General features: G+C 39.8%; 19 protein-coding genes. 3 read left to right on the forward strand and 16 right to left on the reverse strand.

Annotation, left to right across the window (positions count from 1 at the left end; translation table 11 throughout):
- The first annotated feature begins 98 nt into the window (after nucleotides 1-98).
- On the forward strand, nucleotides 99-539 hold the full coding sequence (locus tag M8998_RS07295; protein WP_249991842.1) for a hypothetical protein: 441 nt from the start codon (nucleotides 99-101) through the stop codon (nucleotides 537-539).
- Nucleotides 540-571: 32 nt separating this feature from the next.
- Here M8998_RS07295 and M8998_RS07300 read toward each other — a convergent pair whose 3' ends face one another.
- Together M8998_RS07300 and M8998_RS07305 are read right to left on the reverse strand one after the other, a co-directional pair.
- Complete coding sequence (locus M8998_RS07300) at nucleotides 572-802, reverse strand: hypothetical protein (protein ID WP_249991844.1); 231 nt, start codon at nucleotides 800-802, stop codon at nucleotides 572-574.
- A 119-nt stretch (nucleotides 803-921) separates the two neighbouring features.
- Nucleotides 922-2,079, reverse strand: coding sequence for an AbiH family protein (locus M8998_RS07305; RefSeq protein ID WP_249991845.1), 1,158 nt, complete (start codon nucleotides 2,077-2,079; stop codon nucleotides 922-924).
- A gap of 102 nt (nucleotides 2,080-2,181) precedes the next feature.
- On the opposite strand from M8998_RS07305, the gene M8998_RS07310 reads away from it, so the two are divergent.
- Both M8998_RS07310 and M8998_RS07315 read left to right on the forward strand, forming a co-directional pair.
- Nucleotides 2,182-2,610, forward strand: coding sequence for a hypothetical protein (locus tag M8998_RS07310; protein ID WP_249991846.1), 429 nt, complete (start codon nucleotides 2,182-2,184; stop codon nucleotides 2,608-2,610).
- Between the two features lie 144 nt (nucleotides 2,611-2,754).
- Entirely contained in the window at nucleotides 2,755-3,774 is a 1,020-nt protein-coding gene (locus M8998_RS07315; RefSeq protein WP_249991848.1) for a coiled-coil domain-containing protein, read from the forward strand.
- Between the two features lie 575 nt (nucleotides 3,775-4,349).
- On the opposite strand, the gene M8998_RS07320 is transcribed toward M8998_RS07315, so the two are convergent.
- The 14 genes from M8998_RS07320 to M8998_RS07385 form a co-directional block, all read right to left on the reverse strand.
- Nucleotides 4,350-5,849 carry a phage portal protein gene (locus M8998_RS07320; RefSeq protein WP_249991850.1) on the reverse strand — a complete coding sequence of 500 codons (1,500 nt, stop codon included), beginning with the start codon at nucleotides 5,847-5,849 and terminating at the stop codon, nucleotides 4,350-4,352.
- Nucleotides 5,850-5,877: 28 nt separating this feature from the next.
- Nucleotides 5,878-7,383: a phage terminase large subunit gene (gene terL, locus M8998_RS07325; protein ID WP_249991852.1), complete on the reverse strand. Its 1,506-nt coding sequence runs from the start codon at nucleotides 7,381-7,383 to the stop codon at nucleotides 5,878-5,880.
- The gene (locus tag M8998_RS07330) at nucleotides 7,383-7,643 is read right to left on the reverse strand and encodes a hypothetical protein (RefSeq protein WP_249991854.1); all 261 of its coding nucleotides are present in this window, start codon (nucleotides 7,641-7,643) and stop codon (nucleotides 7,383-7,385) included. The genes terL and M8998_RS07330 overlap by 1 nt, the downstream gene beginning before the upstream one ends.
- A 12-nt stretch (nucleotides 7,644-7,655) precedes the next feature.
- The gene (locus M8998_RS07335) at nucleotides 7,656-8,414 is read right to left on the reverse strand and encodes a terminase small subunit (protein WP_249991856.1); all 759 of its coding nucleotides are present in this window, start codon (nucleotides 8,412-8,414) and stop codon (nucleotides 7,656-7,658) included.
- Between the two features lie 13 nt (nucleotides 8,415-8,427).
- Nucleotides 8,428-8,817 (reverse strand): hypothetical protein, encoded by a 390-nt coding sequence (locus tag M8998_RS07340; protein ID WP_249991858.1) that lies wholly within the window; start codon nucleotides 8,815-8,817, stop codon nucleotides 8,428-8,430.
- The gene (locus M8998_RS07345; protein ID WP_249991860.1) at nucleotides 8,814-9,179 is read right to left on the reverse strand and encodes a VRR-NUC domain-containing protein; all 366 of its coding nucleotides are present in this window, start codon (nucleotides 9,177-9,179) and stop codon (nucleotides 8,814-8,816) included. Before M8998_RS07345 ends, M8998_RS07340 begins: the two co-directional genes overlap by 4 nt.
- 535 nt (nucleotides 9,180-9,714) lie before the next feature.
- On the reverse strand, nucleotides 9,715-10,278 hold the full coding sequence (locus M8998_RS07350) for a hypothetical protein (protein WP_249991862.1): 564 nt from the start codon (nucleotides 10,276-10,278) through the stop codon (nucleotides 9,715-9,717).
- Between the two features lie 10 nt (nucleotides 10,279-10,288).
- Nucleotides 10,289-10,897, reverse strand: coding sequence for a hypothetical protein (locus tag M8998_RS07355; protein ID WP_249991864.1), 609 nt, complete (start codon nucleotides 10,895-10,897; stop codon nucleotides 10,289-10,291).
- A 3-nt stretch (nucleotides 10,898-10,900) separates the two neighbouring features.
- The gene (locus tag M8998_RS07360; RefSeq protein ID WP_249991866.1) at nucleotides 10,901-11,284 is read right to left on the reverse strand and encodes a lipocalin-like domain-containing protein; all 384 of its coding nucleotides are present in this window, start codon (nucleotides 11,282-11,284) and stop codon (nucleotides 10,901-10,903) included.
- 46 nt (nucleotides 11,285-11,330) lie between these two features.
- Nucleotides 11,331-11,999 (reverse strand): Ig-like domain-containing protein, encoded by a 669-nt coding sequence (locus tag M8998_RS07365; protein WP_249991867.1) that lies wholly within the window; start codon nucleotides 11,997-11,999, stop codon nucleotides 11,331-11,333.
- 66 nt (nucleotides 12,000-12,065) lie between these two features.
- Complete coding sequence (locus M8998_RS07370; protein WP_249991869.1) at nucleotides 12,066-12,725, reverse strand: Ig-like domain-containing protein; 660 nt, start codon at nucleotides 12,723-12,725, stop codon at nucleotides 12,066-12,068.
- Nucleotides 12,726-12,776: 51 nt separating this feature from the next.
- Nucleotides 12,777-13,538 carry a BRO-N domain-containing protein gene (locus tag M8998_RS07375; RefSeq protein WP_249991871.1) on the reverse strand — a complete coding sequence of 254 codons (762 nt, stop codon included), beginning with the start codon at nucleotides 13,536-13,538 and terminating at the stop codon, nucleotides 12,777-12,779.
- Between the two features lie 243 nt (nucleotides 13,539-13,781).
- Nucleotides 13,782-14,051 (reverse strand): hypothetical protein, encoded by a 270-nt coding sequence (locus tag M8998_RS07380; protein ID WP_249991873.1) that lies wholly within the window; start codon nucleotides 14,049-14,051, stop codon nucleotides 13,782-13,784.
- Between the two features lie 2 nt (nucleotides 14,052-14,053).
- Nucleotides 14,054-14,377: a hypothetical protein gene (locus M8998_RS07385; RefSeq protein ID WP_249991875.1), complete on the reverse strand. Its 324-nt coding sequence runs from the start codon at nucleotides 14,375-14,377 to the stop codon at nucleotides 14,054-14,056.
- Nucleotides 14,378-14,495 lie beyond the last annotated feature (118 nt).

Genomic DNA, 14,495 nt, shown 5'->3' on the forward strand with positions numbered 1-14,495 from the left:
AAAAGCGGTATTATGCAATAAACAGCGATTTATAATACGGTTTTCCGTAAAAAAGATACCCGCTGGATATATACGTTTGTGTTAAAAAACAACACGTTATGATCGAATTACTAGCCTTCGCCTTATCACTAATTATCTTAATATGCTTTTTCGTACTATGTGCTAACACAGCAGGCATTAAGAAGGAAATAATCACCCAAAACAAACTACAGATGGCAATTTTAAGAAAATTGGAGTCTTGGAATGATCCTACAGCTGTAAGTAGCGAATCCAGCGGGTTGCCGTATTATCTTTTTCTGTATGATTCTGAAGATAGAAAACTGTTGGTGAAGAATTCAGCTGCGGGATCCTACGTAACTTTGCCGGGAACATCCGAGTATGCGTTACCCATGACATCGAAAACTGCGATCGTACAGATTGAAGTGATACATCAAGATGGGGTTATCAATGATATTCAATATGTAAAGCTGGTGCTCAAACCAGTAGTTGACAATCTGATTGACATAGCAGACCATCTTAAACAAAAAAGCCTCCCCTAAGGAAGGCTTTCACATAAAACAATCACTCATCACTAATCGTGCCCCTCTGTTTTAACGATCTTGTTGTAGATTCCCAGCAGTAGAAATGGTGCCGCCCATTGACCTACAAATAATGCATTTTTGTCTTTGCACAAGCATTTCAATGTTGCAGATATAGCCATAGATGCCACAGCTGCACCTAAAAACACTACTGATGGAACTTTTGATGTGACGTTCTCAATTTTCTTTGTTGCTTCTCCTTCATTCCCTGTGTTAAATGCCATAATAGTATGCTTTTAAGTTGATGAATATGTCTGATAGGAGAACACGTGTGGATAGGATTGGTTTACTTGTATACCAATTTCAGGTATTTGGCGGGGATGGTTGGGAGAAGTACGGGTAATCATTGGTTCATTTGTGGAAAACTACTGCAAAATCGCTTATTAAAAACCCTATTACGCATTTTCGTTTTATTTTTAAAATGTCGGCTTATGTTTTGGGTGATTTCATCATAATTGTCAGTACCATCAGGTTTATTATAGTAAAAAATCTTTATCCCAACACAATTGTCATTCTCAAAAATCATGTTCAACAAAGTTCTGTCGGACAGTCCACAAGAATGCCCCCAAATATATACCACAAAAGGTTCAGACTCTATTGTGCGTTTTAGCTCCGAATAGCTTTCAGCTTTAAAATAACCAAATGACTTAATATGTGTCATGTATTCATTTATGTTGGTCTTTTCGATGTCATGATAAATATCATCTATCTCATCACCATATCCAAAAATGACAGGTAGCTTATCACTTTTTAGCACACCATGTATATGTATGAAATCGTGCTTAATCTTGTTTAAATTTATTTTCCTGATTAAATGCGTGTAATTGAAATCTAAAAAAGTGACTTTTTTAAAATCGAGATTCTCCTTATCAAAATAACTGCCGTTAACAAAATCTCTCTCTAAAATTTTATACGACTCAATAGGTTCCATAGCCAAATCTTCGAAAATATCGTTAATTTCAGCCCCTTTAATTTCGCTGTTCAAATGCACTAATAGAGCGCTTTTTAAGTTTTCAAGTTCTTGGTTTAATACGTTTAAACTTTCAACAACCTTGTTTTGAGAAAGACTATTATTGACTAAAATATTCTTTAGTTCATCGTAAAATATCCTTTCAATATCAACCCATAATAATGAGTTCCCCGTGCTTAGAAGCTTCCGTACCAAATTACTATTAGTAGAAATCTTAACATTAGAAATTGATCTTATTCTATTGCTGTTCTCACTACGATACCCAATTGGAATTCCTCGCGAGAACTTTGTGTAATCGTCAGTAAATAGGTCGTACAAATCCTCAGAGTTAGCGATGACTTTGTAGCCGCCACCAGAATAAGCATCGTATCTTTCGAAAACTACTTGAAAAATAAGCTGATCGCTATTAATATGATTTTCTAATGCGTCATCAAAAACATTTATTAAATAAGACTTCAGAAACTGTCCATAGCTTGTCTTCAATCCATGTGCTAGGTCAAATCCATTTCCGATAATGATTAGTTTGTTCATGAATCTAATCTACACCATTCCCTACAAATAAAAAATAGGGTTTCCCGTATGGAGGATAGTAAAATTGAATAGTATATTTGGGTGTACTAACCTATATCAATTATGACTGACGACGAATGGAAAGAATTAGGGCTTCCGACAGACAAAGAGATGGAAAAGTCTGAGCTGTTTTTTGAAAAACTGGAAGACACAGGTGTAGCGGATACTCAAAAATATTTTGACCGTATGCACGACAAAGTATTTAGTATGAACAACATCCTTATAGCCGCCTATTTCGCTTTGATAGCAATTCGAAATGATATACCTAATTGGATCCTTATCATCCCTGTTGCTAACTCTATAATGCTCTTAAATATTGATTACAGAATGCTCAAGCGCTCCAGGCTTCAATCGAGAATAACAACCGTTCCAAGAACCGAGATAGACAGATATGGAAGGATGCAAATAAATACCAATTGGTATTCATTACTAAGTATATATTCGACAATTGCAGTAGTGCTTCTTTTTGGGTATTTTCTATTTCAAAGATGATTACCCTTAAGGCTTTAAAATAAATTCAAAATATTTATGTGTATTGAGGTGGAATGCATTTTGGATAATTAGTTCTTTATTATCATAGTCAACTCAAAAAAATTGTTACAACCTCATATTCTCAAAAAACTAAGAACTTAAAACATGAAATCCTCCAAAATATCCGATATCACGAAAGGTAATGTTATTATTCCTATCAAGGACAGAGTCAATAATCCAATTGTAGCGTCTTTTATGGTTTCGTTCACTCTGATAAATTGGAAACCTCTATCCATATTTATACTATCTATCAGTACCATAGAAGATAGAATCAACTATATAAGTTCGAATTATTATAGCGATACACAAGGTCACTGGTACTCTGTAATCATGTTCGTGGTAGCCCCTTTGATTTCAGCAATAGTATATACAATTGGTATTCCTCGGGTGCAAAGTTTCTTTGACAATATAAATGCAAAGCCTAAAAAGGATGGTATCACTAGAGAAGGAGAACTAGTCCTAGCAGAGTATGAAAACCAGAAAGCCTATGCGAGAAAACAAAGTGAGATAGAGAATACCAAAGCTAATTACAGAGAAGTGCAAGACCTAAATCAGCAACTAGAGCTTCTTAACAACCAGTTGGATGACAGAAATAAAACGATAAGTAATTACGCTTTAGACATCAAGAGTGCCAAAAATAAAATTGACACTTTAACATTTCAAAAGGAGTTGGATCAAAGCAAATTAAATCTCATAACAAATAGTCATCTGGAGCTTCTTGACCAGCTAGAGAATTTCATTGTTAATCTTCAGTCTAAAGGAAAAAAGAATGGTAATAATATCTATTCAGATATAATTGGCGAACTTTTAGCTATTGATCGTTTACCTATAGATACGAGGCGTTGGTTTACAGAAAATTTTGAACGTTTAGAAAATGAAAAAACAAACTATTCTTATGATTATATGACTGTGTATGTCAAAGAAGGTTACGATAACAAAAAAATAATAGTTTTAATTGAAGATAGCCTTCGCAAACTAGGTATCAGTGTACTTTCATATCAAGAATTCCCGAATCATTTTGATCGATTTGCTATAACAGTCAACACCCCCTCCAATTCCCATCCTAACGATGTAGGAAGCATTGTATCATCCATCGAGGGCGTAAGCACTGTTATCTTTGGATAAAATTTCCGAGTAGATCCTCCCTTCAAACAGATATTACGATTTAATGTCTAAATTGAATATTTGTAAATAACCTTAAGTGCATTCAGAGCATCTTGGAATATATAAGAAAATTAAGTTTACAATTGATTTAAACAATTAAAATAAGCCGTGAGAAACGGGGAGAATCGCACGGCTAAACTAACCAATTAACCTAAATTATGAACTAGCGGAATCGAACCGCTAAAACAAGGGACACATAAAAAGCCAACCAGACTTTTTTAGTTTAACCGCGTGGAGCGCAACGGTTTCGAACCGACACCACCTGCCCGATGCAGAAACGCCCCAGATAACCGTCTTTCCGATCTGCCAGTCTTTGTGGATAATAGGATTATGCTAATCTACACGTCACACCCTTCTCATGATATGCGGACTATTTAACTTTCCAACAACAGTATAACCATATATCACTATTAACCACCGAACTCTGAACCCGACAAGGTTCAACGCCTTTTCCGTAACGAAACCTGTTGCTGCATGTCACTGCGATCACTCGCACATCCAAACATAAAAACACGTCACGACATGTCATAATTATTTTAAATATTTTTATCATCTGCACTATCGGCAGGTTGCTCCCCTTTCATCCGCTCCATTTCATCCTGCACGTTTGTCACTAGGCCACTGATACCCATTGCCGTCTCCACGCTGATCAACCCACCATCTTTCGCTTTAATCGCCAAGCCAACATCAGCATCCAAATCCTCCAATTGGAAGTGTGGTGCTTCGAAGGTAACGCTAAGGGTTTGCATTGCGCCAGACACCGATGTATCCATACTTGCAAGCAATGCTTTCTCCAGGTTGATACCTCGCTGGATCAACTCACCGTAGCCGCCTTCAATCTCACGTCGACTAGCCAAATGCGCATCGATAAACACGCGATCAAAAGCGACTCCAGATAGATTACCCAAGGCTTTCATTTCTTCAAAGCTGATGTTAGGTGTTTGGGTTAGCGAGTAGATGAAGTTCACCAAAGTATCGATTTCCAGCTTAACCGCATCGACTGACTGATCCCAGGTAACGTATTTCGCATCTGCATGCTCACCAGTAAGCAAAACAGCCTTGCCACTCTCGCCTTTCTCCTGAGCTTGCGCACCGCTTGCACCTTTGAATACAAGCGTTGGTGATGCGTGATAATCATTGGTGTCTGCAAAGTTGCTAATCACCGTTTCCAGGCGTTCGATAAGTGGTTGAACATTTGCCCAGATCGGACGATCCTTACTGTAGTAGATCACAGGAATCTTTCCATATGGAAGATCGACCGTATCAATTAATGTCCATCCCTCCCCTGCTCCGGATCCACCAACAGCCGCAGCACCTTGCTGGAAGCGGTAAAGCTTATCTATGGTGTACACGTCCAAGCATTTGATCTTCTTATCGGCTCCGCCACCACTAGCACCGCCGCCATCTTCCTGCTGCGCATCGATCTCATAACCCCTACCGAAATACACCATGTCACCATGGTTGTCAAACACCGGAAGCAACGTATCGCCCTTGCTTGGCGCAAGGATCTGCATTTTAAAATTCTTCTTAACCGCACTATATTCGCCCCAATGGGTAGCATCGTTTGTATCGGTAGAGTACCACAACTTAGCAGCTTGCAACTCACGGTTCATAAGGTTTGCAATTTCAGATTCTTTGAAAGCGACCTTATTGTTTTCGCGCAAACGCTGAAGTAAAGCAAACGCCCGTTCCTCACCTGTGTCGGCCGGTTCTGCAAATAGCTTCACCTTACCTAAGTTCATGAATGCCACACGCCTGGTGACAATGATGTCCTGAAGGGATAATGAAAGCCTTGCAGGATCGATGTAAGTAGTTTGCGTTGTAGGCGTCTGACCATCGGCCATCATCACCGGCTTGCCATCCGCCCCCATCACCTTCTTGACGATCGCCTTCTTCTTCCTCTTCTGCTCATCGTGAATAGCATGATCATCGGGATTGATCTCCGGCTTTACCTCATATGTTGGCGCAGCTCTTTTCCCCATTTCTTCAATGAGTTTGGGTTGAACCACTGCCTGTGCTTGCTTAGTCTCTTTCATAATTTCCTGCTTGCTATGGCGTGTCTAGCTAACCAAACATGCCTATGATCGAATCGTCGATGTTGCTTTCATTGTTGATGCCAAAGTTCTCTGCGATCCCTGTCAAACAATCCTGAGCATCATCATGCGGATTATTCCCTTTCTTGGTGTAGGTGGTAATGTGCTTACGAAACTGCGGCCACATCTTCTCCCATCCCGCTGGCATATGGATGAGCATATTGACCTTTGCAGAATTGGTGAAGATCCTCGCCTGCTTATTATCTCCCTGATGGAACCAACTCACTTTGCAATCAAATGCTTTGAGAGTTACGAGGTGTGCTTCCACATTCCGAGCGAATCCGCGACCACCGTTATTTGATTCGATCTTTGCATCGGTCACTCGGTATGTTGCTAACTGTCGCGCAGTATCTGGCTCAGTGATCTCCATCGGATCTTGCGTATAAAGAACGTCTTGTATATAGCAGCCAAGATCAGTTTCAGTGTATGCAATGCTGCATAAATAATCCTTACCAGTGTCGGCGGTATCGACATAAGCTTTTCGGTAGATTTTACCTGATGGTGGTATGTTCAAGTATTCTTTGAATGGCCGGTACATCAATCCTTCTTTGGGTTGCGGATTCTGCATGTACTGGCGTCCGAAGTTGATCGGGTTGATATCGTTCATTTTAAGCAGCTCGTTAAGCGTATGCTTGAACTCCCAAAGTGCTTTGCCTTCCTGAAGTGACTGCCCATCCTCTACAATTATGCACGGCAAACTAAGTACCTCCCATTCACCAGGATAATTCGCAAGTACATGGCCGCATAGATCATTCTCATGCAAACGCTGCATAATGATAATGATCGGAGTGTTCCTAGAGTTTACACGGTTGATTATCGTACTATCAAATCGATTGTTCACGCGCTCACGCTTTATCTCGCTATCCGCATCATCCGGCTTGATCGGATCATCAATGATTAGTGCACCGCCAAAGAGTTCACCGCCCAGAGCAAGCATTTCATCCAACTCTAGCTCGTCATCTTGCAACTGCGCATCATTAGGCTCTGTATCAACTTGACCAGCACCAAAACCTGTCACCTGTCCACCAGCTGCGCGAGCATAAACACCACCGCCCTGTGTCGTATACCACTTATTTTTTGCGCCAGATCCTTGCTTGAGTTCTACATCCGGAAATAGCTGCTGATATGCTTCACTAGTCACCAGATCCTTAACTGCTTCCGAGTTATCCAAGGCAAGGTCATCTGAATAGCTTAGGTGAATAAATTTTGATGCTGGATTGATAGCTAGGCCAGCCGATATGAAGTTTTTAACCGCCAACTCCGTCTTACCGTATCGAGGGGCAATGTTGATGATCAAACGTGTGATTCGGCCCATCAGAACATCGTCTAAAGCTTTTGCAATCTTCACATGATGATCACCAACCACAAAACCACGCGAATACTGCTTTTGAAAGAAGTACTGCGTGTAGTTCATTATGGATGACTTGCACCATAGTGCGACGATATCGCGACGTGTAAAGGATGCGTTTGTTATCATTATTCACCCTTCAACCAAATTGTGTAACCTTTGATATCCTCGAATGCAAAGCCCGTTTTCAATAAATCGTTAATGTTGGACATGGTTCTTACATCTAACTTTTTAAAATGATCACAGTCTATATCCGAAGGACGTGATAAGGTGAATTTTAGAAATGAAGCAAACAAATCCTCTTTAATCTGCAATTCTCTTATTTCACTTTTGGACAATTTAAAGTTTCCAGTTAAGGTGCTAACGACGTTATTTAATTTTTCGCTCATATAGATAGTTTTTTAGACGTTGTTTTCCATGTTGTATTGCCCACTCGCAAGCTGCTGTAACAATCGTTGCGCGTCCTCAGGAGACACTTTCTCGTTTAATGATTGATCCTTGGTTGTGATATCCAACTTGTCCTTATACATCCCACGAACGCGCATTAGACGATCCATCGCCGCATCCGCTGAGTAAAGCTCAACCTCTAAACCGTTCTTTCCATATTTGAAAGATTTGATAATACCTCGCTCTTTGTCGGCTATCAACTTTTGCATATCAACTTCTACTTGAGGCACTAGTTCCGGTTCACCGCTTACTAAACGAGTAGCAAAGGGATTTCTTCGCAGCTCAATCTGATAAGCAAGGATTTGATCACGCTTAGGCTCAAGCATCGCCTGAAACTCATCATAAGCTTCTTCGGTATACCCCTTTTCTGCGCAGAACTCCTCTTTAAGCATGAGCTCGTATTCAAGCTCAGCAATGATCTCATTGAGACCTTTACGTACTCTAGGAGTATGCTCAACCATCCTCGTAGTCATGTAGTCCGCTAAGTTACCACGGGCAATGTCCGCAGTCTTCTTGGTAAGCTCCTCAGCTGATAAAGACAATTCGTCCAATCTAGCGGTAATTGATTGCGAAATATTAGGTTTTCTTAAGTTTTCGTGACCAACAACAGCAGCCGTCTTGGCACTGTATCCAGCACGTATTGCTGCCTGTGTAGCATTAAAATCTTTGCAGTACTCCTCCACGAAACGACGCTGATTGACTGTCAACTTCACCTCGGTTTGTTCATTACCCATTCCTCACCTCCTTTACAATTTGATCTACTGCTTCACGTGCCCAGCTAACATGAGTGTAATAATGACGCGCTCTCTCTACCTTCTTACTGATCACCTGCTTTGAAACTCCAATCTGTTTACCAAGTATTGTTGCTACTCCACTATTGCGACGTATACCACAATCTGTGTAGATGGTCTCAGGAGACACAAGAAGTAGAGCTGCTGCTATCGATATTATTTGCACCTGCCAATGCTCGTGTGCATGTGGAATGGTGTGATGGTGGACTTGCTGTATCACCTCAGGAGTACAGGGGATAGATTTGAAACGTGAGTAGACTTCTTTTGCTATATCTGGGTGATATTGCTGAAGGTATTGCTGGATATTTATTGTCGTTGGAATCATGCCGCTACCTCCTTTACAGCCGATACGGGTTGCCCGATAATAGAAGTGATGACCGACTGAAATTCCTCTACGCTACGAATGATGTAGACAGGAGTACCATCTTGCTGCCATACTTGGTGGACTTTCGCTTGGGCTGGTGATACTGTACCGGTGTTGGTTTTAAATTCAAATCCGTATGCTGATCCTTTGTGGATTAGGATACAGTCTGGTATACCAGCTACAACGCCTGAGGCTTTTAGTTGCATCCCCTCTACTGCATTTCGACTTCCGCCGTTAGGGACATGGAAGAATTTACGTCTTGTTTGTGGGTAGGTATTCCACAACCAGGTATTTGCGGCGGTTTGCAATTGTATCTCTGTCATAACTAATTGTACCGTGGATTAAAAGATGCAGAATGACCCTAAAGTCACCCTGCATGAACACATATACACAGCACAAATATAAAGACATATCGTGACATGTCAAAATAAATATTATAATCTAGATAGGTTACAGAAAGAATTCGGAGGTTACAGGAAGTTACAACTTTAGATTGCTAATAATCAACCAATTAAAAATAAGTTACAGAAAAACACCTATTTTCACAAACCTCTATAAAAACATAAATGTGAATACGTTTACCCTCGCTAAATATGGGTGTTCTATGAACACTACATTGTTGCATTTATATTTTTAGCCGCTTTATATCAAAAATGCTGTAACTCCTGTAACCTTCTATAAAAACAGGCATTAAATATACCTCAGAAGCTTTTTTGGTTACCATCTGAGTTGTAACCTTCTTGTAACCAATAGGCGTAACCTGTAACCTTTCTAGTAATTTGCAAATATTATCGTCATTTATCAGGCAAATAAAAAGCCCCTATAAAGGGGCTGATGTGAAATGTGTAAGAGCAATTTTTATCTAGCTTTTTTCAACTCCTTAATTATTCTAGAAGTATACATCTGGAAATTAATTCTTTTTTCTTTCATCTCTCCATCTATTCCGAGAGCAATTATTGCTGCGTTTTCAGGAGTATTCCCCGTTTCTTTATAGTTTTTATTAGCATAATTGAAATCAAAAAGATATGTCTCCTTTGAGGAAGTCTTGATTGTAATATAGGTTCCTGGAGCTATACGTGTTTTCGGAGATGTTGAATTTATCTCCTTTCCAGCTACGCCAGTCAACAACTCCATAGCATTTCCGCTATTCTGAAAAGCGGTAGATCTTCCAGAAGCTATGAAATAACTGTCAGTCCAAAAAAAGTCAATAGGCTTATCTGTCAAGTTCTTAATGTTAAAATCAACCTGATTGACTGCCAATCTTGAAATCGTTATTTCAACATCTCCATCTTTATACACATAATCTTTCGCCTTCTTGCCGTCGACAGCTACATTTAGGCTACCTACGCTTTGGCCATAATCTTGCGCGCTAGTTGCAAAAGCAGCTAAAACAACACAAGTGATAAGTAATATTTTTTTCATAATATTTATTTTACCAATCAGCCTTCTTTGCTTGATCTGCTACTAAACCGACAATGTCAGATAGATCCTTCTCTAACTTTTCCTTCGTAGATTTTTCAACGAGCTTGCCCCTCTTATTGAAAATAAAGAACTTTACATCTTTACTCTTTTTAGCAGAGCTACTTTCTGTTAACTCCATACTAATCGTAAAGTCATAACCAGTATTCACTATGCCAACTATACCATCATTCTTCTGATTTGCAGCGATGGTAAGCTCTGGAGCATTAATTCTATATTTTCCATCTTTTACCTCAACCAGGACCTTGTAAGTCAAGTCAAGTAAGTAAGCACTTCCAAACAAACGATCCGTCTTCGTATACCCAGGCACGAAATCCCGTATAATAACCGCATCGTCCAAAACTTCCACGGTTAAGTTTTTGGAGTTGCTTTTGGTCTTAACGCTACGCTCTATAGCGGAGGTAATTTCGGCAGCGGTGCCGGAACTTTCCACTACCATGTACGTTTCACCATTGGCGAATTTTAAGCCATCTGGATGGACGACAATGGATGCATCCTGCCCCCTAGCAGAGATCGCTAAAAACATATAAGCCGCAACCAACATCAAATTTATCTTTCTCATATTTTACCTTACTCTCTTTAACTGAACACGAATAGCAGTACCGGCCATTAGTTCATCCAAAATTAACTGATCTTCTGTGATTGACATTATAATATAAGTAAATACAGTATTACCTCCTATGGTGACGATTAAATCTCGATCTTTGATAACATAAGTTCCTGAGCCATCGCGAAAGGATCCAGATTCATAAAAAGTGCCTCCTGATTGAAAAGTTATGGTTCTACCTTCCGGAAACTCCTCTGGGTGATCCGCGGTTACTCGGCCGTCATAATGGGTAATTTGCCATGTTCCGATTATTTCCTGTTCTCGAGGATCATCATCCTTTGAGCAGCTTATAAGCATAGCCAATGTGACAACCAGTAGAGAGAGCAGTCTTGTCAGTTTCATAATAAAAATTGGTTTAATGGTGTCCTATGTAAACGATCTAATCAACCTATGACTTCGGGACAGTATAAGAACTAGGCACCCAAGTCGCGCGAATACCCGAACTTGAACTACCGGTAACATTTACTCCAATTGTTTTTTCCTTGTTAACATAAGTTAATCTTGCTGGCGTAACTTCCAATAATTCATATCGCTCACCAAGGAAAATAAGCAGAATATTAAAAATGCTTTGGCTATAATCGAAATGCATAACACTATTATCTACGACACCCCTTCTCAAATTGTAATAAACTCGGCTCTCACGACTCCCCTGACCATAAAAGCGGATCTGTGAAGCATCCTCACTGATAAACGCCCTTGTTTCCTCACTCTTAATCGTCTCACTATGTACACCAAACTTAAGTACCGGCACTATGATATCGGTAATGTAAGGGTCAACAATTACTTTGGCAGTGACAATGTGCTGACCCACCTTAGCTGTGATGTCAGTTTCCCCGATGTGCTTAGCCGAGAACTTGCCATCCTGTTCTATAACTCCAACAAACTCATCACTAGATGACCATTCAACATTAGACGCGTTGCCTACGCTAAATAGAAACTCCTCGTCATAATTCAAGCGAACCTCAGATTCATTAATAGTTGATAGCTCATCTTTCGAACATGCGAAACAAAGGAATAGCAAAGAAATGACAGTTGTCAGTCTGATTGTAAAATTCATAATTTAATAATTTTTACAAATATAGGAAAATAAGTAATGTGCTTTCCGAATTGTCACCTTCTTAGATTATGTCCCCGGATATGGATCCTTAGTGTAAGACGCATAATTTTGACCTATGAAGACTCGATAAGACCCATCGGCACTTTCATAATAAATTCTACCGTTTTCAAGTCTGCCTAGATATCGGTATCGTTCTGTATAAAACTTTACTGCGTCTTGAATAATGCTTTGACCATTATTAAACGTTATGATCGCACCGGTCATTTGGCCGTTAAATGTATAATACGTTAAATGGTTTTCATGAGTGCCCCGACCATTGTAAATAATGTATGCTGAATTTTCAATATATGCATTTCTTTTTTCATGGTCCTTTATTGTCTGCACATCGGCACCAAAATTAATTAACGGCTCTTCAAAACTGGTGACTGAAGGTTCGACAACAACTTTCGCCGTAAGTGTATACCCGTCTACTAGGGCTGTAACTGTTGCCTCTCCTACGTGTCTTCCAGAAAAAATACCGTATATGTTGATACCGCCTACAAACTCATCACTACTAGACCATTCTACGTTGGAGAAGTTAGCGACGCCAAACTTAACATCTTCATCGAATTTGATTGTAGCTTCGGTGATATTTAACTCTGGAATTGGTTTTGGATCGTCTTTAGAACATCCAAATTGAAGGAAACACACCAAAAGCAAGGTGCTTGTTTTAAATAAGTTAGTCATAACATCATAATTTTCTATAAATATAGGAAAATATAATTTGACGTTTCTTTTCTAACCAATCAGTTTAGGCAAGTAGTCCAATGCTAATGGATCACGGGACTGGAAGTAGGCTTCTGCTTTTTCAGGAATCCACTTTTCATTGATGTACCTGATGAACATTGGCAACGCATCGATATGATACATGTTCGCATCCACTTCCCTCCCATCAGGAAAAGTATGCTTGTATTTCTTCGCGCTACCATAGAATTCAGAATTGTTTGCTTTAAGAAATTTGGCAAAACCTAATCCTACTGAGATATCTGGTACCAATTTCCTACCGTCGATTGCCTTATCAGGAATTACATATCCAACCTTCTCAAGTTCAATATACATGCGAGCAAACATCTCGCTAATAACTGAAAAATGATCTTTTGGAATTTTATGGAAGTTGTCTTTATAGCGCTCGATAAAATTAGGAAGAGTAGTACGATCTATTTTTCCGTAGAAGCCTTTTTTTCTTATACTCGGAATAACTTCCTTTGTGATCCATTTTCTAAACTTAAGCGCTGAGGGCTTTCTGCTCTTAAAAACTAGGGCATATAAGCCGCTCTCACTTATTAGGTTAACCTTCCTTTTTTGACCTGCCCTAAGCATTTCTGAGGTCAGCTTTTCATCAGAATCTAAACCTCTTAACGCTTCTGTAGGATTTGAAAGGCCTAATGTTGTGCAGACATCAGATGCTACAAACCAGACATCACCATCAATATCTACTGTTGTGATTTCATTGAAAACCCGTTCTTCATCAGACCGAAATTTGAAAATTTGTAATTGCATAGTTGATTTTGGTTTTTCACAAACCTCGATACTACTCGCAACATTCCCTTACGGTTTCCCCCAACTCCACCCTCAAACCAAACTCAACAAAAATCACGACACGCAAAAACTCCGGTGATCACGGAGCTCTAGGTAGACGAACTAGCTTTCGGCCATTTGATAGGTATGGTTTGCTATCAACTGAAATGATGTTCAGGCCGGAGGCATAAAAAGCATATGGTAATTGTGTATATGTATCCATAGCTATGATGTGTATTTTAGAATTTGGTATGCGAGAGTCACAAAGCCCCCGAAGATCAATACAGCTACCAGAAACCCTTTACAGAATTGGATAACTTCGTGTTCTTCGTCTGAAATACGGTGATCCTCCACATGATTTCGGAACGTGTTGCGCAGATTGTGCCGCTGAATTCTGCTGTAACGATCGATAGCGTTCTGAAAACCATTCGCGCGTCTAGTATGTGGAGATTCCTCACTATGAAGATTCCCCACCACAACTTTCTTGTGAGCCATATTTACGCTGTTAGCTTAAGCCAGAGTTCGAAGGTTGGTTTTTCTAGGTCGCTTTGAGAGAGCTTAACGAAGCATTCTGGACATTGATTATGTCCGTCTTCTGGTTCCTCCCGGGTAGCATGTCGATCAATCGCATAAGTTAGATCGTCTGAGGAAACTTCTGCCGAACACTCCGGGCATACGGTGAGATGCTTATCAGATTGATATTCGTTAATCACCATAATGATTTCATTCGCATCAAGATCTGGTAGCAGCTTCTGGGCTAATGAAACAACTCCGTTTGCCTCCGGAGTTGTTTGCTTTGTTAGATTTTGTTTACTTTGCATTGTATTTATTCTTTGTTAGAGATTTATACGCTTTTGATAGTTGGGGGTTGCCTCCCCCTTCTATCTCTTTGTTATGATACAAATATACAGAACATTCCGAACATTCAAAACATTTTAG

It is taken from the genome of Sphingobacterium sp. lm-10, assembly GCF_023554555.1.
Taxonomy (GTDB): Bacteria; Bacteroidota; Bacteroidia; order Sphingobacteriales; family Sphingobacteriaceae; genus Sphingobacterium.

Coding starts and splice junctions, on each gene's coding strand:
- M8998_RS07380 (WP_249991873.1), bottom strand. CDS start 14,051: ATGGCTCACAAGAAAGTTGTGGTGGGGAATCTTCATAGTGAGGAATCT.
- M8998_RS07320 (WP_249991850.1), bottom strand. CDS start 5,849: ATGAAAGAGACTAAGCAAGCACAGGCAGTGGTTCAACCCAAACTCATT.
- M8998_RS07340 (WP_249991858.1), bottom strand. CDS start 8,817: ATGATTCCAACGACAATAAATATCCAGCAATACCTTCAGCAATATCAC.
- M8998_RS07300 (WP_249991844.1), bottom strand. CDS start 802: ATGGCATTTAACACAGGGAATGAAGGAGAAGCAACAAAGAAAATTGAG.
- M8998_RS07305 (WP_249991845.1), bottom strand. CDS start 2,079: ATGAACAAACTAATCATTATCGGAAATGGATTTGACCTAGCACATGGA.
- M8998_RS07350 (WP_249991862.1), bottom strand. CDS start 10,278: ATGAAAAAAATATTACTTATCACTTGTGTTGTTTTAGCTGCTTTTGCA.
- M8998_RS07360 (WP_249991866.1), bottom strand. CDS start 11,284: ATGAAACTGACAAGACTGCTCTCTCTACTGGTTGTCACATTGGCTATG.
- terL (WP_249991852.1), bottom strand. CDS start 7,383: ATGATAACAAACGCATCCTTTACACGTCGCGATATCGTCGCACTATGG.
- M8998_RS07310 (WP_249991846.1), top strand. CDS start 2,182: ATGACTGACGACGAATGGAAAGAATTAGGGCTTCCGACAGACAAAGAG.
- M8998_RS07295 (WP_249991842.1), top strand. CDS start 99: ATGATCGAATTACTAGCCTTCGCCTTATCACTAATTATCTTAATATGC.
- M8998_RS07355 (WP_249991864.1), bottom strand. CDS start 10,897: ATGAGAAAGATAAATTTGATGTTGGTTGCGGCTTATATGTTTTTAGCG.
- M8998_RS07370 (WP_249991869.1), bottom strand. CDS start 12,725: ATGACTAACTTATTTAAAACAAGCACCTTGCTTTTGGTGTGTTTCCTT.
- M8998_RS07385 (WP_249991875.1), bottom strand. CDS start 14,377: ATGCAAAGTAAACAAAATCTAACAAAGCAAACAACTCCGGAGGCAAAC.
- M8998_RS07315 (WP_249991848.1), top strand. CDS start 2,755: ATGAAATCCTCCAAAATATCCGATATCACGAAAGGTAATGTTATTATT.
- M8998_RS07375 (WP_249991871.1), bottom strand. CDS start 13,538: ATGCAATTACAAATTTTCAAATTTCGGTCTGATGAAGAACGGGTTTTC.
- M8998_RS07365 (WP_249991867.1), bottom strand. CDS start 11,999: ATGAATTTTACAATCAGACTGACAACTGTCATTTCTTTGCTATTCCTT.
- M8998_RS07330 (WP_249991854.1), bottom strand. CDS start 7,643: ATGAGCGAAAAATTAAATAACGTCGTTAGCACCTTAACTGGAAACTTT.
- M8998_RS07345 (WP_249991860.1), bottom strand. CDS start 9,179: ATGACAGAGATACAATTGCAAACCGCCGCAAATACCTGGTTGTGGAAT.